The organism is Ramlibacter sp., from assembly GCF_035548915.1.
Lineage (GTDB): Bacteria > Pseudomonadota > Gammaproteobacteria > Burkholderiales > Burkholderiaceae_C > Ramlibacter.
This window is the reverse complement of record NZ_DASZSE010000029.1, coordinates 64777-79505: the sequence shown is the minus strand read 5'-3', so window position 1 is coordinate 79505 and position 14729 is coordinate 64777. Positions and strand designations below refer to the sequence as shown.

Below are 14729 nucleotides of genomic sequence, written 5' to 3'. Positions count from 1 at the left end.
GCCCTTACGGGACGGCCTTGTACGTGATCGCCGCGGGATCGGCCTTCAGCAGAAAGAGTTTCGGCGCGGCGAGGTGGCTCGCGGCCGAGAACGAGATCGGCGTCATCACACCGGTGTCGAGCCCCTTCACCTTCGTGAGCTCGGTGTTCGTGCAATCCCACGTGAGCGCCTTGCCGCAACGCGCCATCGCATCGAAGAGCGCCCGCGTCGACGCATAGCCGGTGTACGTGTAGCGGTTCACCTTCGGCATTTCCTCGGGCGCGAGGTACCTGGCGAGCTTCTCGGTGAACGCCTTGCCCTGCGGAGACGATTCCAGATAGACGTAGTCCACCGTGTACACGTTCTCGCCCGCCGTGCCCATGAGCTTGGCGCTCGCCGGGACGCGCGACACGTACGTGACGCCCACCGGGATGCGGTGGCCGATGCGCTCGAGCTCCTTCGTCATCGCGACGTTTTCGCCCAGCACGCCGCCCGCGAGCAGCGCTTCGGCGCCGGACTGCTTCACCTTGAGGATCTCGGAGGAGAAATCGGCCTGGCCCTTCTTGTAGACCTGGTCCGACACGACCTCGATCTTCTTCGCCTTGGCCGCGCGCTCGAAGCCGGCGCGCACGTTTTCCCCGTAGTCGTCGTCCTGCGAAATGATCGCCCACTTCTTGCCGGGGTAGCGGTCGGCCATCATCTTCACGAGTTCCTCCACGGCCTGGCTCATGTCGTACCCCACGGCGAACACGTTCCTGATCACCGGGTTGTAGAGGCCCTCGTACGTCGTGATCGGCGCCATCGCCGGGATGCCGTACTGCTTGATGACGGGCATGGCGGCTTCAGCCTGCGCCGTGCCCGAGATCGAGGAGAAGGCGAAGATCTTGTCGCTGGTGATCAACTTGCGCACGCCTTGCACGGTGCGCGAAGGCACGTAGCCGTCGTCTTCCGAAATCAGGCGAACCTTTCGGCCGTGGATGCCGCCGGCGGCGTTCACCTCTGCCACCGCGGCCTTCACGCCGAGGTTGTGCGCCACACCGAGCAGCGCGGGCGGGCCCGTGAGCGGCAGGATGTCGCCGATCACGATTTCGGTGTCGGTGACGCCCTGCTGCGCATGCGCCGAAAGCGATACGCCGAGCGCCACCAGGGCCGCGGCGGCAAGGGTGGATGGTCTCCTGATCATGGTGAAGCTCCTTCTTGGGGGGTCAGTAACGCAAGGGCCAGAAGACCCATGCATGGCGGATGTCGTGCCAGATGCCGCGCAGGCCGCGCGGATCGAAACGCAGGAACGCGATGATCGCAAGCCCGTACAGCACGCTCTTGATCTCGTGGGCGCTCGTCGTCATGAGGTCGGCCAGCCGGCCGCCCATGAACGAGGTGAGCGCGGAGAACACTTCGGGCAGGCTCACGATGAAGACCGTGCCCAGCACCGCGCCCAGCACCGAGCCGATGCCGCCGACGATGATGATCGCCAGGGCCTCGATCGACAGCAGGAACGGAAAGCTCTCGACGCTCACGATGCCGATGTACATCGCCATCGTCGCGCCGGCGACGCCGGTGATGGCGGCGCTGATGAGGAACGCGAGCAGCTTGTACCGCACGAGGTTGATGCCCATCGTGCGCGCGGCGATGTCGTTGTCGCGGATGGCGACCATCGCGCGGCCGACGTAGGAGCGGCGCAGGTTCAGCGTGACGAGCACCGCCAGCACGCACACGGCCAGGCAGAACCAGTAGAACGCCCGGTCGCTCGACAGGTCCATGCCGAGGATCGTCGGCCTCGCGATCGTGATGCCTCGCCCCGCGCCCGTGAACTTGCCGCCCGCGAGCAAAGCGGCGCTCACGATGTGGCTGAATGCAAGCGTCGTGATCGCCAGGTACAGGCCGTGCAGGCGCAGCGACGGCAGGCCGACGATGAGCCCGAACACAGCCGGCACGATCGCGGCGGCCACCAGCGCGATTTCCGGCGGCAGGCCGAGCCGGGACACGCCGATCGCGTACGCGTAGGCGCCCAGCATGAGAAAGCCCACGTGGCCAAGCGAGATCAGGCCCGTGAATCCCGTGAGCACCATGATCCCGAGCGCGCCCACGACGGTGAAGAGGATGACCGTCATGTGACCGAGCAGGAAGGGCCCGAGGAAAGCGGGCGCGGCGACGAGCGCGCACAGGAGAAGCACGGTCCACACCTTCACCGCCGGCGAATCCGTGAGGACCACGAGCTCGGAATACCGCTGCTTGAAAAAGCCGCTTCTCATCAGACTCTCTCGATGCGTTTTTCGCCGAACAGGCCAAACGGCCTGACCATCAGGACCACGAGGATCAGCAGGAAGCCCGCGATTTCCTTCAGCGTGCTGGGCAGGTAGCCGCCCACCAGGTTCTCGAACACGCCGATCGCAAGGCCGCTCGCGCCGGAGCCCAGCACCGAATCGAACCCGCCGAGCACCGTGGCCGGGAAAGCTTTCAGGCCCAGCTCGTAGATCGTCGGCGACAGGCCGTAGATCACGGCGAAGAAAACCCCGGCGAGGCCTGCGAGGGCCGACGCGCAGGCCCACGCCACCGACTGGACCCGCGCGGTGGAAATTCCCATCAGGCGCGCGACGTTTTCGTCCGCCGCGACGGCGCGCATCGCCACGCCGAAGCGGCTGTATTTCAGGAACCACCAGAAAGCCGCGAGGGCCACGAGCAGCACGGCGATCACGCCCAGCTGGCTGATCCGCATGCCGACGCCCGCGAGGTCGACCACGCGCTCGACACCCGCAACGTCGAACTTGTGCGGGGCCGCACCCCACACGATGGTGACGAGCGAGCGAAGGACCACCGCCAGGCCGATGGTCACGAGCACGACGGAGAGCACGGGCTCGCCGAGCATCGGCCGCATGATCAGCCGCTCGCAGATCATCCCGATGACCGCGCCCGCGGCGACCGCGATGAGAACAGTGAAGATGCCGCCCGCGCCGACGCTCGTGGCGATCGACCAGGAGGTGTACGCCGTGAGCATCCCCAGTTCCCCTTGCGAGAAGTTGACGATGCCCGTGGCCTTGTAGATGACGGCGAAGCTCATGGCCACCAGGCCGTAGATGGCGCCGATGGCAAGGCCCGAGAGGACGAGTTCGACGAAATAGCCCATTCGTGCGCCTTCAGCCGTAGATGATCTTCAGTTCGCGCGCGAACTTGGCGTTGATGAGGCCCCGCCTCACCTTCTGGGTGGCGGTGAGCTCGCCGTCGTCGTGGTCCAGCTCCTTTTCGAGCAGGACGAACTTGCGGATGTTTTCCACGCGGGCGAAGCGCGAGTTCACGGCGTCCACGATCTGCTGGATCAGCTCCCTCACCTCGGGCAGCTGCGTGAGCGACTTGTACGTGGTGTATTGCAGGTCGCGCTCCGCGGCCCAGCGGCCCACCGTCTCGAAGTCGATCTGGATGAGGCCGCCCAGGAAGTGCCTGCCTTCGCCCACGACGATGGCTTCGCGCACGTACTCGCTGTCCTTCAGCGCGTTTTCGATTTCCGAAGGCGCGATGTTCTTGCCGCCGCTCGTGATGATGATGGCTTTCTTGCGGTCCACGACCGCGACCTCGTCGCCACCCCGGACTTCGACGATGTCGCCGGATGCGAGCCAGCCGTCTTCGCCGAGCACGTCTCGCGTGCCCTTCTCGTCGTGCAGGTAGCCCTTGAAAACGCCGGGGGAGCGGATGAAGATCTCGCCGTCCTCGCCGAGCCGCCACTCGACTCCTTCCATCGCGGGGCCGCTGCTGCCCGAGACGTAGGGGCGCCCGGGCACCTGCACGAAGGCAAGGCCACCGGCTTCGGTGAGGCCATAGCCCTGCGCCACGGTGAGGCCGACGATGTCGAAGAACTTCAGGGTTTCGGGCGACACCGATGCGCCGCCGCACATGCGCGTGTGCGTGCGGTTCAGGCCCATGTGGCGCTGCATGTTGCGAAAGAGCGCCACGTACCAGAAGGCGAATTCGAGCCGGTCGGCCACCGACGTCAGGCGGCCGGTCGCCGCCCTGCGGTCGGAGAGCACGCGCCCACGCTGCATGCCCTTGCGATACACCCATTGCTGCGCCCGCCAGCTGTCCTTCATGCGGAACTCGAATCCCTGCTGCAGCTTTTCCCAGATGCGCGGCACGCCGAGGAAGAAAGTCGGCGCGATCTCGCGCACGTTGCTCGCCACGGTGTCGACGGATTCCGCGAAGTTCACGCAACCGCCGGTGATGAGGTGCAGCACGGTGGAATACGTGCGCTCGGCCAGATGGCACAGTGGCAGGTAGCAGACGGATTCGAACGGCTTGCCCACCATTTGCCGAGCCGACGCATAGGCGTATGCGCCGTACACGATGTTCCTGTGCGTGAGCATCGCGCCCTTCGGAGGGCCCGTGGTGCCCGAGGTGTAGACGAGGATGTTCACGTCGTCCGGAACCAGCGAATCGATCGACTGGTCGAGCCGCCCGACCGCGGCCGGGTCTTCCTGCGCGAGCCGATCGCCCAGCGCCAGCAGGTGCTCGAAGCTGTCGGGCTTTCCCGGCTCGTAGTGCCTGAGGCCCTTCATGTCCACGCAGAAGATCTTCGAGAGGTGCGGCAGGCCCTCGCCATTGGCCATGGCATCCAGAACCTTGTCCGTCTGTTCCTGGTCGCCGGTGATGGCGACCTTCGCTTGGCAATGGCGCGTGATGTACTGCAGCTCGGGCCAGGGATTGGTCGGGTAGATGCCCACCACCTGCACGCCGATCATCTGCGCGCCCAGGTCCGCGTAGTACCACTCGGGGATGTCCTCCGCCGCGATGACGATGCGGTCGCCGCGCTGCAGCCCGAGCTTCATGAACCCGAGCGCCGTGCGGCGCGCGTCGCGCCAGTACTCGGCCCAGGTGCGCCCTTTCCACACGCCGCGGTCTTTCTCGCGCAGCGCGATCCGCGAGCCGCGCTCGCCCGCGCGCAGGCGCAAGAGCGCCGGCAGCGTCGCTTCGCCGCGAATGAGATTTTCGTGCTCAAGCATGCGCGGCCTCGTCACCCAGATAAGCACGCAGCACCGCAGTGTCGGCCGCGACTTCCGCGGGGGAGCCCTGCGCGATGAGGACGCCGAAGTCCAGCACGTACACGCGATCGGACAGGTCCATCACCACCTGCATGTCGTGTTCGATCATGAGGACGGCGATGCCGAACTCGTCGCGGATGTCGAGGGTGAAACGCGCGATGTCTTCCTTTTCCTCGCGGTTCATGCCCGCAACGATCTCGTCGAGCAGGAGCAGCTCGGGCTCGCACGCGAGCGCGCGGCCGAGCTCCACGCGTTTTTGCTGGCCGTACGCGAGCTGGGAAACCGGCTTGTCGCGCAGCTCCTCGATTTCCAGGAACTCGATGACCTGCTCGATCTTCTCCCGCGCCGCGATCTCCTCGCGGCGCGGGCGGCCCCAGAACGCGAGCGACTCCAGCACCGAATAGCGGAAATGGACGTGCCGGCCCACGAGCAGGTTCTCCACCACGGTGCCGTGCCGGAACAGCGCCAGGTTCTGGAAGGTGCGGCCGATCCCGTGACGCGCGAAGTCCGACGAGCGCCAGGCGGCCGTGTCCTCGCCCTTGAAGTGAATGCCGCCCTCGGTAGGCGGCAGCACGCCGCTGATGAGATTGAAGGTGGTCGTCTTGCCCGCTCCGTTGGGGCCGATCAGGCTCACGATCTCCCCCGGCATCACGTGCAGGCTCACGTTGCTCACGGCCGCGACGCCGCCGAACCGCTTGGAGACGTTGCGCACGTCGAGGACGGGCGTCTGGTTCAGCAGCTTGTTCATGAGAGCCAGCGCTTGCGGCGCTTGTAGTGCTTCACGTCTTTCAGGCGCGTGCGCCCTTCCTTCGCGGACAGGCCGAGATAGAACTCGCGCACGTCGGCGTTGCGGCGCAGCTGTTCTCCCGTTCCGTCCAGCACCACGCGGCCGTTTTCCATGATGTAGGCGTAGTCGCAGATCGCGAGCGCCCGGCTCGCGTTCTGCTCGACCAGCAAGAGGGTGAGCCCGCTCGTATCGCGCAGGCGGCAGATGCTGTTGAAGATCTCCGCGACGACGAGCGGCGCGAGGCCGAGCGAAGGCTCGTCCAGCGCGAGCATCTTCGGCTTGCTCATGAGGGCACGGCCGATGGCAACCATCTGCTGCTCGCCACCCGACAGGTAGCCGGCGATGGTCGAACGCTTGTCACGCAGCCGCGGAAAGAGTTCGTAGACCGAGGCCATCGCCTCGGCCAACTCCTGTCTGGGACGAAGGTGCGCCCCCGCGAGCAGGTTGTCTTCCACGGTGAGCGTCGCAAAGAGCCGCCGGCCCTCGGGGACCTGCACCATGCCGCGCCGCACGATGTGCGCTGCGGCGGCACCGTCGATGGACTCGCCGAACAGCTGGATCGATCCCTTGTCGATCTTGCCGTCCTCCGCATCGAGGACGCCCGAGACCGCCTTCAGCACCGTCGACTTGCCGGCGCCGTTCGAGCCGAGCAGCGCCACGATCTGCCCGGGCCGCACTTCGAGCGACACGTCGCGAACGGCCTCGATGGCGCCTCCATACACCACCTGGATGTTGTGGATGGCCAGTGCGGTCGCGGCAGGGTTCGGGGAGGGCGTCATTCGTTTAATAGACCGTCGCGTCGGACTTTAAATAGAAACGGCCGGGAGCAGGTGAGGACTTTCCCTCATGCCCCGGGCGCGAGCAGCTCCCTGAGGGCAATGGACTCGTCGGCGATCTTCGCCGCATCGACCACGAGCGGCCGCGCCAGCGCCCGACGCACGGCCATGAACTCGGCCGGCCTGTTCACGGCATCCACCGCGAGCACCCGGTCGCCCGCGAGGTAGAACGCGCAGAAGCTGTGTGCTTCGAAGCTGCCGCGGATCACGCAGCGGTCGTACCCGGTGGCGAGGCCCGCCATCTGCAACTTGAGGTCGTACTGATCGGACCAGAACCAGGGCACCGACCGGTTCGGTTTCGGCTTGCCGCCAAGCCAGCCGGCGATCGCCCGCGCCTGCTCGAGCGCGTTCGGGACCGACTCGATCCGCACCTCGCGGCCGTAGAGCGGGTGCTGGTAACGCGTGCAGTCGCCTGCGGCAAAGATGTCGGGGTCGGCGGTCATCCCGTTCTCGTCGACTTCGAGGCCGTTGGCAGCGTCGAGCCCCGCGGCATTCGCGATCTCGACGTTCGCGATCATTCCGATGCCCGCGACCACCGCGTCGGCCTCGAGTGTCGAGCCGTCGCCGCATGTCAGGCAGACGATGCGCCCCGCCTCGCAGTTCACCGCCGCGATCGCCGCGTTCGTGCGGATGTCCACGCCATGCGCGGCGTGCACCGATTGATAAAAGCGTGAAAGCTCCGGGCCGGCGACGCGCGCAAGCACGCGGGGCTGCGCTTCGAGCACGGTGACGAGCGCGCCGCGCCCGACCGCGGAAGCCGCCACCTCGAGGCCGACGTAGCCGCCGCCGACGATGACGATGCGCTTGCCGGGTTGCAGGTGTTCGCCGATCGCCCGGGCATCGCGCAGCGTTCGCAGGTAAAGCAGGTTCGCCGGCGGAGAGTGCGGATCGATGCCCGCGCAAGAAAGCGGACGCGGGCGCCCGCCCAGGCACAGGGCGAGCTTGTCGTAGGGCAGCGCGCGCCCATCGGTCAGCAGCACCTGCCGCGCGGCGCGATCGATCGAAGCGACCCGGACGCCCTCGATGCGCCGGACCGCGGCGGTTTCGTAAGCCGCGGCCGGACGAAGCTGGATGTCGGCTTCCGTCGCCTGGCCGCAGAGATAGGCCTTCGAAAGCGGCGGACGCTGGTAAGGCACGCCCGGCTCTTCGCCGATGAGCGTAATGCTTCCGGGCCAACCGGACTGGCGCGCGGCCATGGCGAGCTCGCCGCCCGCGTGGCCCGCACCCACCACGACCAGTGCCGGTTGCCGTGTCTCCATGTTTTCCCCGAGTTGCTTCCGCTGGAAAGTGATTTATAGTCCGTCGTGTCGGTCTAAGATTATACTATAAACCCACTGGCGGTTCACCGCAACACAGGGGAAGCACAACATGACACGCGAACGGGCGGGGGATTACGAGGACAAGAAGCAGATCATCCTGCACAAGGCCGCCGCGCTCATCGCGCAAAAGGGCTTCGACCTCGCGACGATGATGGACGTGGCGCGCGCGTGCGGCACGTCCAAGTCCCACCTCTACCACTACTTCCCGAGCAAGGAGGAGCTCTTGTTCGCGATCGTCCACGAGCACATCACGCGCCAGGCGGCCGAACTCCAACGCATCGTCGCGCAGCCCCTGCCGGCCGAAGACCGGTTCCACGAGTTCATCGAAAGCTTCATGCAAGGCGCCGCGCGCTCGCGCAACGAGCACATCATGCTGATGAACGACCTGAAGTTCCTGCCCAAGGCGCAGCGCGAGCAGATTCGCGCGCTGGAAGTGGCCATGACGGAGCAGATGGAAGGCCTCCTGCAGGAGATCAACCCGAAACGGATGGCGCACCAGCGCTTGCGCAAACCGTATGCCCTGCTGCTGTTCGGCATGATGATCTGGACGTTCTCGTGGTACCGGCGCACCGGCCCCATCCCGCCGCGCGAACTCGCCGGGATCATTTCGGAGTTGTACGCGAACGGGTTTCGCAATCTGCCTTGATCGGGACTTGATCGGGCCTCGATCGGGACTTAAGCGAGCATCCGCGGCTCCCGGCGCGGGTCGCTCGCCCAGGTCCACGTGACGGCGCGCCGTCGCGAGCCTTCGCGTGCACCGGCCGGCGATTCGTCAGTTCACCGAACGCGTCTTGCCCTGCCAGTAAGGCTCGCGAAGCACGTTCTTCATGATCTTGCCGGCACCGGAAAGCGGCAGCGACTCGCGGAACTCGACCCGGCGCGGGCACTTGTAGTTCGCAATCAGCTTGTGGCAGTGGTCGATGATCTCGGCCGCGGTGGCCGACTTGCCGTCCTTCAGCGTCACGATCGCCATCACGGCCTCGCCCCATTTCTCGTCGGGCACGCCGATCACCGCGCACTCGCGCACGTGCGGGTGGGCGTGCACCGCGTTCTCGACCTCGCGCGAATAGATGTTCTCCCCGCCGCTGATGATCATGTCCTTCACGCGGTCGACGATGTAGACGAAGCCGTCCTCGTCCATCCACGCACCGTCGCCCGTATGCATCCAGCCGTTGCGGATGGCCGCCGCGGTGGCCTCCGGCTTGTTCCAGTAACCGAGCATCACCTGCGAGCCGCGCACCGCGATCTCGCCGGGCGTGCCGCGCGGCAGCTCGTTGCCCTCGGGATCCACGATCTTGACATCCACGCCGAGCGACGCGCGGCCGGCGGCTTGCCGCTTGGCCTTGCCGTGCTCGCCGTCGAAATGAAACCGCCACGGAAGGCTCACGGTCAGCGCAGCGGTCTCCGTCATGCCGTAGCCCTGGATGAACTCCCAGCTCGGCAGTTTCTCGATGGCTTTCGCGAGGACCGCATCGGGCATCGGCGACGCGCCGTATTCGCAATAGCGCACGCTCGTGAGATCGTATCTGTCGAAGTCCGGATGGTTCAGCATCATGTTGACCATGGTTGGGACGAACAGCACGTAGTTGATGCGATGCTTCTGGATCGCTTCGAAAGCCAGCAGCGCGTCGAACTTCGGCAGGCACACGTGCGTGCCGCCCGCCATCGTCAGCGCGAAAGCCGGGGAGGTCCCCGCCAGATGGAAGAGCCCGGCGGAATGCATGTAGATCGTCTGGTCCGTGAAGTGCAGCGTCGCGATCCAGTTGACCGATGCCGACACGAAATTCGTGTGCGACAACATCACGCCCTTGGGGTGCCCCGTGGTGCCGCCCGTGTAGTAGATGCCGCACAGCTCGTCGTCGCTGCCGCATTCATCGGGCATGGGCTGGCAAGCCTCGATGAGCTTTTCATACGAATGCATCTCCCGCGGCGCCGCGCCGTCGCCCATGTAAACCACCTGCCGCAGCGCATGCCCGGCCCGCAGCTCTGCGACCTGCGGGGCGAACTGTTCGTCGACGACGAGCGCACTGCAGCCGGCGTCGCGCAGGCTGTAGATGTTTTCCGGGATCGCCCAGCGCGTGTTCAGCGGGACGATCACGAGGCGGGCCCATGCCGCCGCGAAGAAGAGCTCGATGTAGTTGTCGCTGTTCAGCGCGAGCACCGCGAGGCGCTCCCCGGGCTTCAGCCCGAGGGAACGCAGGCCCGCCGCCAGGCGCGGCACTCGTTGGCCGACTTCTCGCCAGGTGCGCTTGCGGTCGTTGTAGATGGTGGCCGTCTGCCGATGGCTGATCTGCACGGCGCGGGTCAAGGCTTGGGTCAACTGCATGTCTGTGGGCTCCTCGGCTTGGCGGAATTTCGCGAACGGCTCGCGCCTTACAGCGCCGGAAACCCGTGCACTTCCGCGTAACGCGAGTAGCCGGTGGCCACGCCGTATTCCGAAATGCCGATGCCCGTTTCACCTTCGCTCGACAGGCGCAGCACGTGGTCCGACAGCGTGCGTGCTTTCTGGCGCGTCGCGGCGTCGTCGAGGTCCCAGACGTCGTGGGCTTCGTGGTATTCGCCGCGGTCGTCACCGTGGTTCCAGCCGCCGAACCCCCCGTAGAGTCCGCCCTTCAGGTAGAAGCGGATCGGCAAGCCTTCCATTCGCACGACTCTTGCGGGACCCTGCTCGAACTCGATCGTGAGCTCGGCGGAGTCGATCGTCTGGCCCAGCGGGTCGGCCGCCCAACGGATGTCGTGCGTCACGCGCGTTCCTTCGCGCAGCGTCACGGCGCCGGACGCATCGCGGCGGAATTCCGTGCACGACAAATACCAGGGGTTGCCCGGCTCGCGCTCCTTGACGAAGAGGCAGATGGCGCTGCGTTCGAACTGCAGCATGGACCACGTCCAGAAGAAGCCCGCGTGCGTCTGCACGGGAGGCGCATCGTGGTCGGTCTTCATCGGCGAGCGCAGGCCCCAGGAGCGATCGCGCTGCCCCCACCAGGTTTGCGGCGTGAGCTCCCAGCGTTTGCCGTCCGCCGCGATCCAGCCGCGCCACCGGCCGAATTGCGTGACGCGCGCCAGATCTTCCTCCACGACCCCCTTGCGTTCGCGGTAACTCTGCTTTTCCTGGCCGGCCGGAAAGACCGGCTCGAAGGTGACGTCCATCGAGATGCCGGAGCTGTTTGGCGCGAGCACGAGCCGGTGCCTGCCGCTCCTGATGTCGATTTCCAGCTGCAGCGGGCCGACGTGCGTCTGCAAGGGCGTGCTGCCCAGGCGGCGCGATGCGCGGAAGTTGAATTGCTTGCGGCCGATGGTCACGCCCGCGAACGCATCCATCACGCCGCGGTTGGGGTAGTAGCCCAGGCCGCAATCCAGCAGGACGGCCGAACCGTCCAGCGGGTGGGCCGTGTACCAGTAGCGCTCGGTGAAGTTCTCGTGGCCGTTGCCGGGGACCGCGAAAGGCTGGGGGGTCTGGTGTCCCAGAAGATCGTCTTGAGTCGTGAGCATGAAAGTTCAGTCCGATGAAGCCGTCATCGCCGAGAAGTCGGCGCGCGGGATGCGCCGCCGCTGCGCGAGGACGCAGGCGCGAAGCGATTCGCGCAGGATGGCGTCGAGGCGCTTTCGCTCCTCTTCGGGCATTGGCGTCTGGAAGAGCCAGTCCGCAAGCGCCCTCGAAGCGTCCGCGTGCGATTCGAATGTCGTGACGGCAGGAACCGCGAGACCTGCCGCCGCTGCCGCGGCCGCCAGCGCCGAGTTGCTTGCGCACAGTGCCGCATCCACCTCTTCGACGAGAGACGGCGACCAGTCCGCCATCTGCTCGAGCTTGGAAAGAATGTCCAGCGCGCCGGCCAGCTGCGAACGCGCATAGTCCGTCGTGAGCTCCGGCTGGAGGTGTTCGCGCAGCGCGCGGCTCACGCACTTGATCAGAAGTCCCACGGGTTCGTTCATGATGCCTCCTCGATGGCGCGCAACACCTCGACCAACGTCGGGGCGAGCTGGAAACCCATCGCCGCCATGCGCACGTCGCGCGCCCGGCCCTGCTCCGCCCGGCGCTGCGCGCCGAGGAGCATGGCCGCCGACTTGAAGAGCATGAGGACCTCGAAGTACTTCAGGCGCGCGGTGTCCACCGCAATGCCGCTTCTCGCGGTGTAGCGCTCGTGGAACTCGGCTCGCTCGATGAAGCCGCCGATTCGGCCGCTGCCCGCCGAGAAGGCGCGCAGGCCGGCCCAGGCGAGGTCTTCGTGCGGGTCGCCGAGGTGCACGAGCTCCCAGTCGAGGATCGCCGTGATGTGCGCGCCCTTGCGCAGGAAGTTGCCGACGCGGTAGTCGCCGTGCACGAGCACGATGTCGCGCGACGCGGGCGCGTGGGCCTCGAGCCAGCGCATCGCGTAGTGCATGGCAGGCGGCAGCGCGAGCGACGGGTAGCCCGTCTCCAGCGCCCACTTGCGGATTTCCGTCCGGGCCACGTTGTCGGCCCGCAGATGGGACGCCCAGGCCGCCAGCGGTGTGGATCGCCAGTCGAACGCATGCAAGCTGCCCAGCACGTCGCTGAATTCGCGGGCGAGCGAGACGCGCTCGCTTTCCACCTTCGACGCCGCGCCGTTCCACGGCGTGGGCGTGTCGCCGTCCACGCGCTCGGTGACGATGAAGGGAGCGCCGAGGATCGCCGTGTCGTCGCTGCGCGCGCGTACGCGCGGGATCGGCACGTCCGAAGCTTGCGCGAGCGCGGTGAGCGCGAGGAATTCGGGCTCCGTCCGATACGGGCCGAAGAGCCCCTGCGGATCGCCCAGGCGCAGGATCAACTCTTCGCGCCGGCCCGCGACCGATGCCGCAAAGCCGATCGTGACCCACGACATTCCGACGGGAAACCGCCGCCATTCGAGCACTTCGACCGGCGCATGCCACTGCGCCGACAGCCACTGCGCGAGGCGGCGCGGCAGCTCGGCCGCGTTGGGATCGAAGTCGGCCGCGGGATTCGGGGCGGAGGCTTGCACGGCAGCGATCAGCCCGCGGCGCTCTTGAACAGCAGATGGGGCAGCCATAGCGAGATGGCGGGGACCGAAGCGATCAGGAAGATGCGCAGCAGGTCCGCGACGATGAAGGGGATGACGCCCTTGACGACGGTCATCATCGGAATGTCGGGCATGACGGAGCGGATCACGAAGAGATTGACCCCGATGGGCGGATGGATGAGGCCCACTTCGACCACCACGACGATGAGGATACCGAACCAGACCGGGTCGTAGCCGAGCGCCTTGATGATCGGAAAGAAGATGGGGATGGTGAGCAGGATCATCGAGATGCTCTCGAGCACGCTGCCCAGCAGGATGTAGAGCACGACCATCAGCAGGATCACGCCGAAGGGCGGAAAGCCGCTGCCCTGCACGATCTTCAGCAGGCCCTCGTGCACGCCCGTCATGTTCACGAACTCGCCGAACATCGCGGCGCCCAGGATGATCGCGAACATCATGGCCGAGGTCTGGGCCGTGTCGACGAAGATGTCCACGATCCTCGCGATGGTGAGGTTGTGGCGCGTGAGCGCGAACACGAGCGCGGCGGCCGCCCCGATGCCCGAGGCTTCGATGGACGTGAAGATGCCGCCGTAGATGCCGCCCATCACGATGCCGAAGATCACGCCCACCGGCCAGAGCGCGCGAAAGAGCTGGCGCCCGTCGAGCCGCTCGCTGTCGCCAAGCGGCGCGTTCTGCGGCTTGCGCCACACGCTCCACTTGACGGCGGCCATGTAGCCGGCGACCGCGATGATGCCGGGCACCACGCCCGCCGCGAACAGCATGCCGATGTGCGTCTGCGTGGCGATGCCGTAGATCACCATGATGATCGAAGGCGGGATGAGGATGCCGAGCGTGCCGCCCGCGGCGACGGACGCCGCCGAGAGCGAATCCGCGTAACCGAGGCGGCGCATGGAGGGAATCGCGACCTTCGCCATCGTGGCCGCGGTGGCGACGCTGGAGCCGCAGATCGCCCCGAAGGCACCGCATGCCCCGACCGTGGCCAGCGCGAGGCTGCCGCGCCGCCGGCCGATGAGTGCCTGCGCCGCGCGGAAGAGCTCGGTGGAAATGCCGGCGCCCGCGACCAGGTTGCCCATGAGGACGAACAGCGGCAGCACGATGAGGCTGTAGACGAGCGTGCTGTCGCGCGTCACCGTCGCGGCCATGCTGAGCGCCGGTGTCATGCCGCTTTGCAGCGCATAGCCGGTGAAGCCGACGAGCGCGAGCCCGGTGGCGATCGGCACCTGAAAGAGGATCAGGCCGAAAAGGACGATGAAACCGAGCGAGGCGGCCAGCATGTGTTACTCCACGAGTGCGTGATCGTGCGCGTTCGCGGGCTTGCGGGACACGAGGCCGGCGACGAAGCCGATGCAGGTGAGGACGGACATCGCCGCCATCCACCAGAGCACGTCCGCCGTCGGAATCTGCAGCATCGGCGATGCATCGCCGTACGCGGCCGAGCGCGCCGCCTGGCGCAGCACGGCCCATGTGATGACCGCGAACGCAACCGCGCCGACGATGCCCGCCACCACGCGCTGCACCCGCTGGACGGCGGGCCCCACCTGGACGAGGTCGACCGTGATGTGGTTGCCCCGCATCGCGAGCAGCGGGTAGGTGGCGAAGATCAACACCCCGAGCACGACTTCCAGCAGCTCGGTGCCCCACGGCAGCGGCTTGTTGAAGACGCCGCGCCCGATCACGTCGACGACGACGATCACCATGAGCAAGGCCAGCGTGAGCGCGCCCAGCCACTCCACGGCCCGCACGAGCATCGACTGGAGGGCCTTCAT

Annotated in this window: 14 protein-coding genes; 1 reads left to right on the top strand and 13 read right to left on the bottom strand. The window is 66.8% G+C overall.

The window, feature by feature from the left end; translation table 11 throughout:
• Window positions 1-4 precede the first annotated feature (4 nt).
• The 7 genes from VHA82_RS10485 to VHA82_RS10455 all read right to left on the bottom strand — a co-directional run bounded on the left by VHA82_RS10485 (window position 5) and on the right by VHA82_RS10455 (window position 7888).
• A complete protein-coding gene (locus tag VHA82_RS10485) occupies window positions 5-1162 on the bottom strand; it encodes an ABC transporter substrate-binding protein (RefSeq protein WP_325543264.1) in 1158 nt (385 codons plus the stop codon).
• 22 nt (window positions 1163-1184) lie between these two features.
• Entirely contained in the window at window positions 1185-2231 is a 1047-nt protein-coding gene (locus VHA82_RS10480) for a branched-chain amino acid ABC transporter permease (protein WP_325543262.1), read from the bottom strand.
• Window positions 2231-3103, bottom strand: coding sequence for a branched-chain amino acid ABC transporter permease (locus VHA82_RS10475; RefSeq protein ID WP_325543260.1), 873 nt, complete (start codon window positions 3101-3103; stop codon window positions 2231-2233). Before VHA82_RS10475 ends, VHA82_RS10480 begins: the two co-directional genes overlap by 1 nt.
• 10 nt (window positions 3104-3113) lie before the next feature.
• A complete protein-coding gene (locus VHA82_RS10470) occupies window positions 3114-4967 on the bottom strand; it encodes an AMP-dependent synthetase/ligase (RefSeq protein WP_325543257.1) in 1854 nt (617 codons plus the stop codon).
• Complete coding sequence (locus VHA82_RS10465) at window positions 4960-5754, bottom strand: ABC transporter ATP-binding protein (protein WP_325543255.1); 795 nt, start codon at window positions 5752-5754, stop codon at window positions 4960-4962. Before VHA82_RS10465 ends, VHA82_RS10470 begins: the two co-directional genes overlap by 8 nt.
• Entirely contained in the window at window positions 5751-6572 is an 822-nt protein-coding gene (locus VHA82_RS10460; RefSeq protein WP_325543253.1) for an ABC transporter ATP-binding protein, read from the bottom strand. Before VHA82_RS10460 ends, VHA82_RS10465 begins: the two co-directional genes overlap by 4 nt.
• A 65-nt stretch (window positions 6573-6637) precedes the next feature.
• On the bottom strand, window positions 6638-7888 hold the full coding sequence (locus tag VHA82_RS10455) for an NAD(P)/FAD-dependent oxidoreductase (protein WP_325543251.1): 1251 nt from the start codon (window positions 7886-7888) through the stop codon (window positions 6638-6640).
• Between the two features lie 109 nt (window positions 7889-7997).
• On the opposite strand from VHA82_RS10455, the gene VHA82_RS10450 reads away from it, so the two are divergent.
• Entirely contained in the window at window positions 7998-8594 is a 597-nt protein-coding gene (locus VHA82_RS10450; RefSeq protein WP_325543249.1) for a TetR/AcrR family transcriptional regulator, read from the top strand.
• A gap of 126 nt (window positions 8595-8720) precedes the next feature.
• Here VHA82_RS10450 and VHA82_RS10445 read toward each other — a convergent pair whose 3' ends face one another.
• From VHA82_RS10445 to VHA82_RS10420, 6 genes are read right to left on the bottom strand one after another with little or no spacing between them, the layout of a single operon-like run.
• Window positions 8721-10274: a long-chain fatty acid--CoA ligase gene (locus tag VHA82_RS10445; RefSeq protein ID WP_325543247.1), complete on the bottom strand. Its 1554-nt coding sequence runs from the start codon at window positions 10272-10274 to the stop codon at window positions 8721-8723.
• A gap of 47 nt (window positions 10275-10321) precedes the next feature.
• The gene (locus tag VHA82_RS10440) at window positions 10322-11437 is read right to left on the bottom strand and encodes a hypothetical protein (RefSeq protein WP_325543245.1); all 1116 of its coding nucleotides are present in this window, start codon (window positions 11435-11437) and stop codon (window positions 10322-10324) included.
• Between the two features lie 6 nt (window positions 11438-11443).
• Window positions 11444-11878 carry a hypothetical protein gene (locus VHA82_RS10435; protein ID WP_325543243.1) on the bottom strand — a complete coding sequence of 145 codons (435 nt, stop codon included), beginning with the start codon at window positions 11876-11878 and terminating at the stop codon, window positions 11444-11446.
• Entirely contained in the window at window positions 11875-12924 is a 1050-nt protein-coding gene (locus tag VHA82_RS10430; protein ID WP_325543241.1) for a phosphotransferase family protein, read from the bottom strand. Before VHA82_RS10430 ends, VHA82_RS10435 begins: the two co-directional genes overlap by 4 nt.
• Before the next feature lie 8 nt (window positions 12925-12932).
• Window positions 12933-14237: a TRAP transporter large permease gene (locus VHA82_RS10425; RefSeq protein WP_325543239.1), complete on the bottom strand. Its 1305-nt coding sequence runs from the start codon at window positions 14235-14237 to the stop codon at window positions 12933-12935.
• A gap of 3 nt (window positions 14238-14240) precedes the next feature.
• Entirely contained in the window at window positions 14241-14729 is a 489-nt protein-coding gene (locus VHA82_RS10420) for a TRAP transporter small permease (RefSeq protein WP_325543237.1), read from the bottom strand.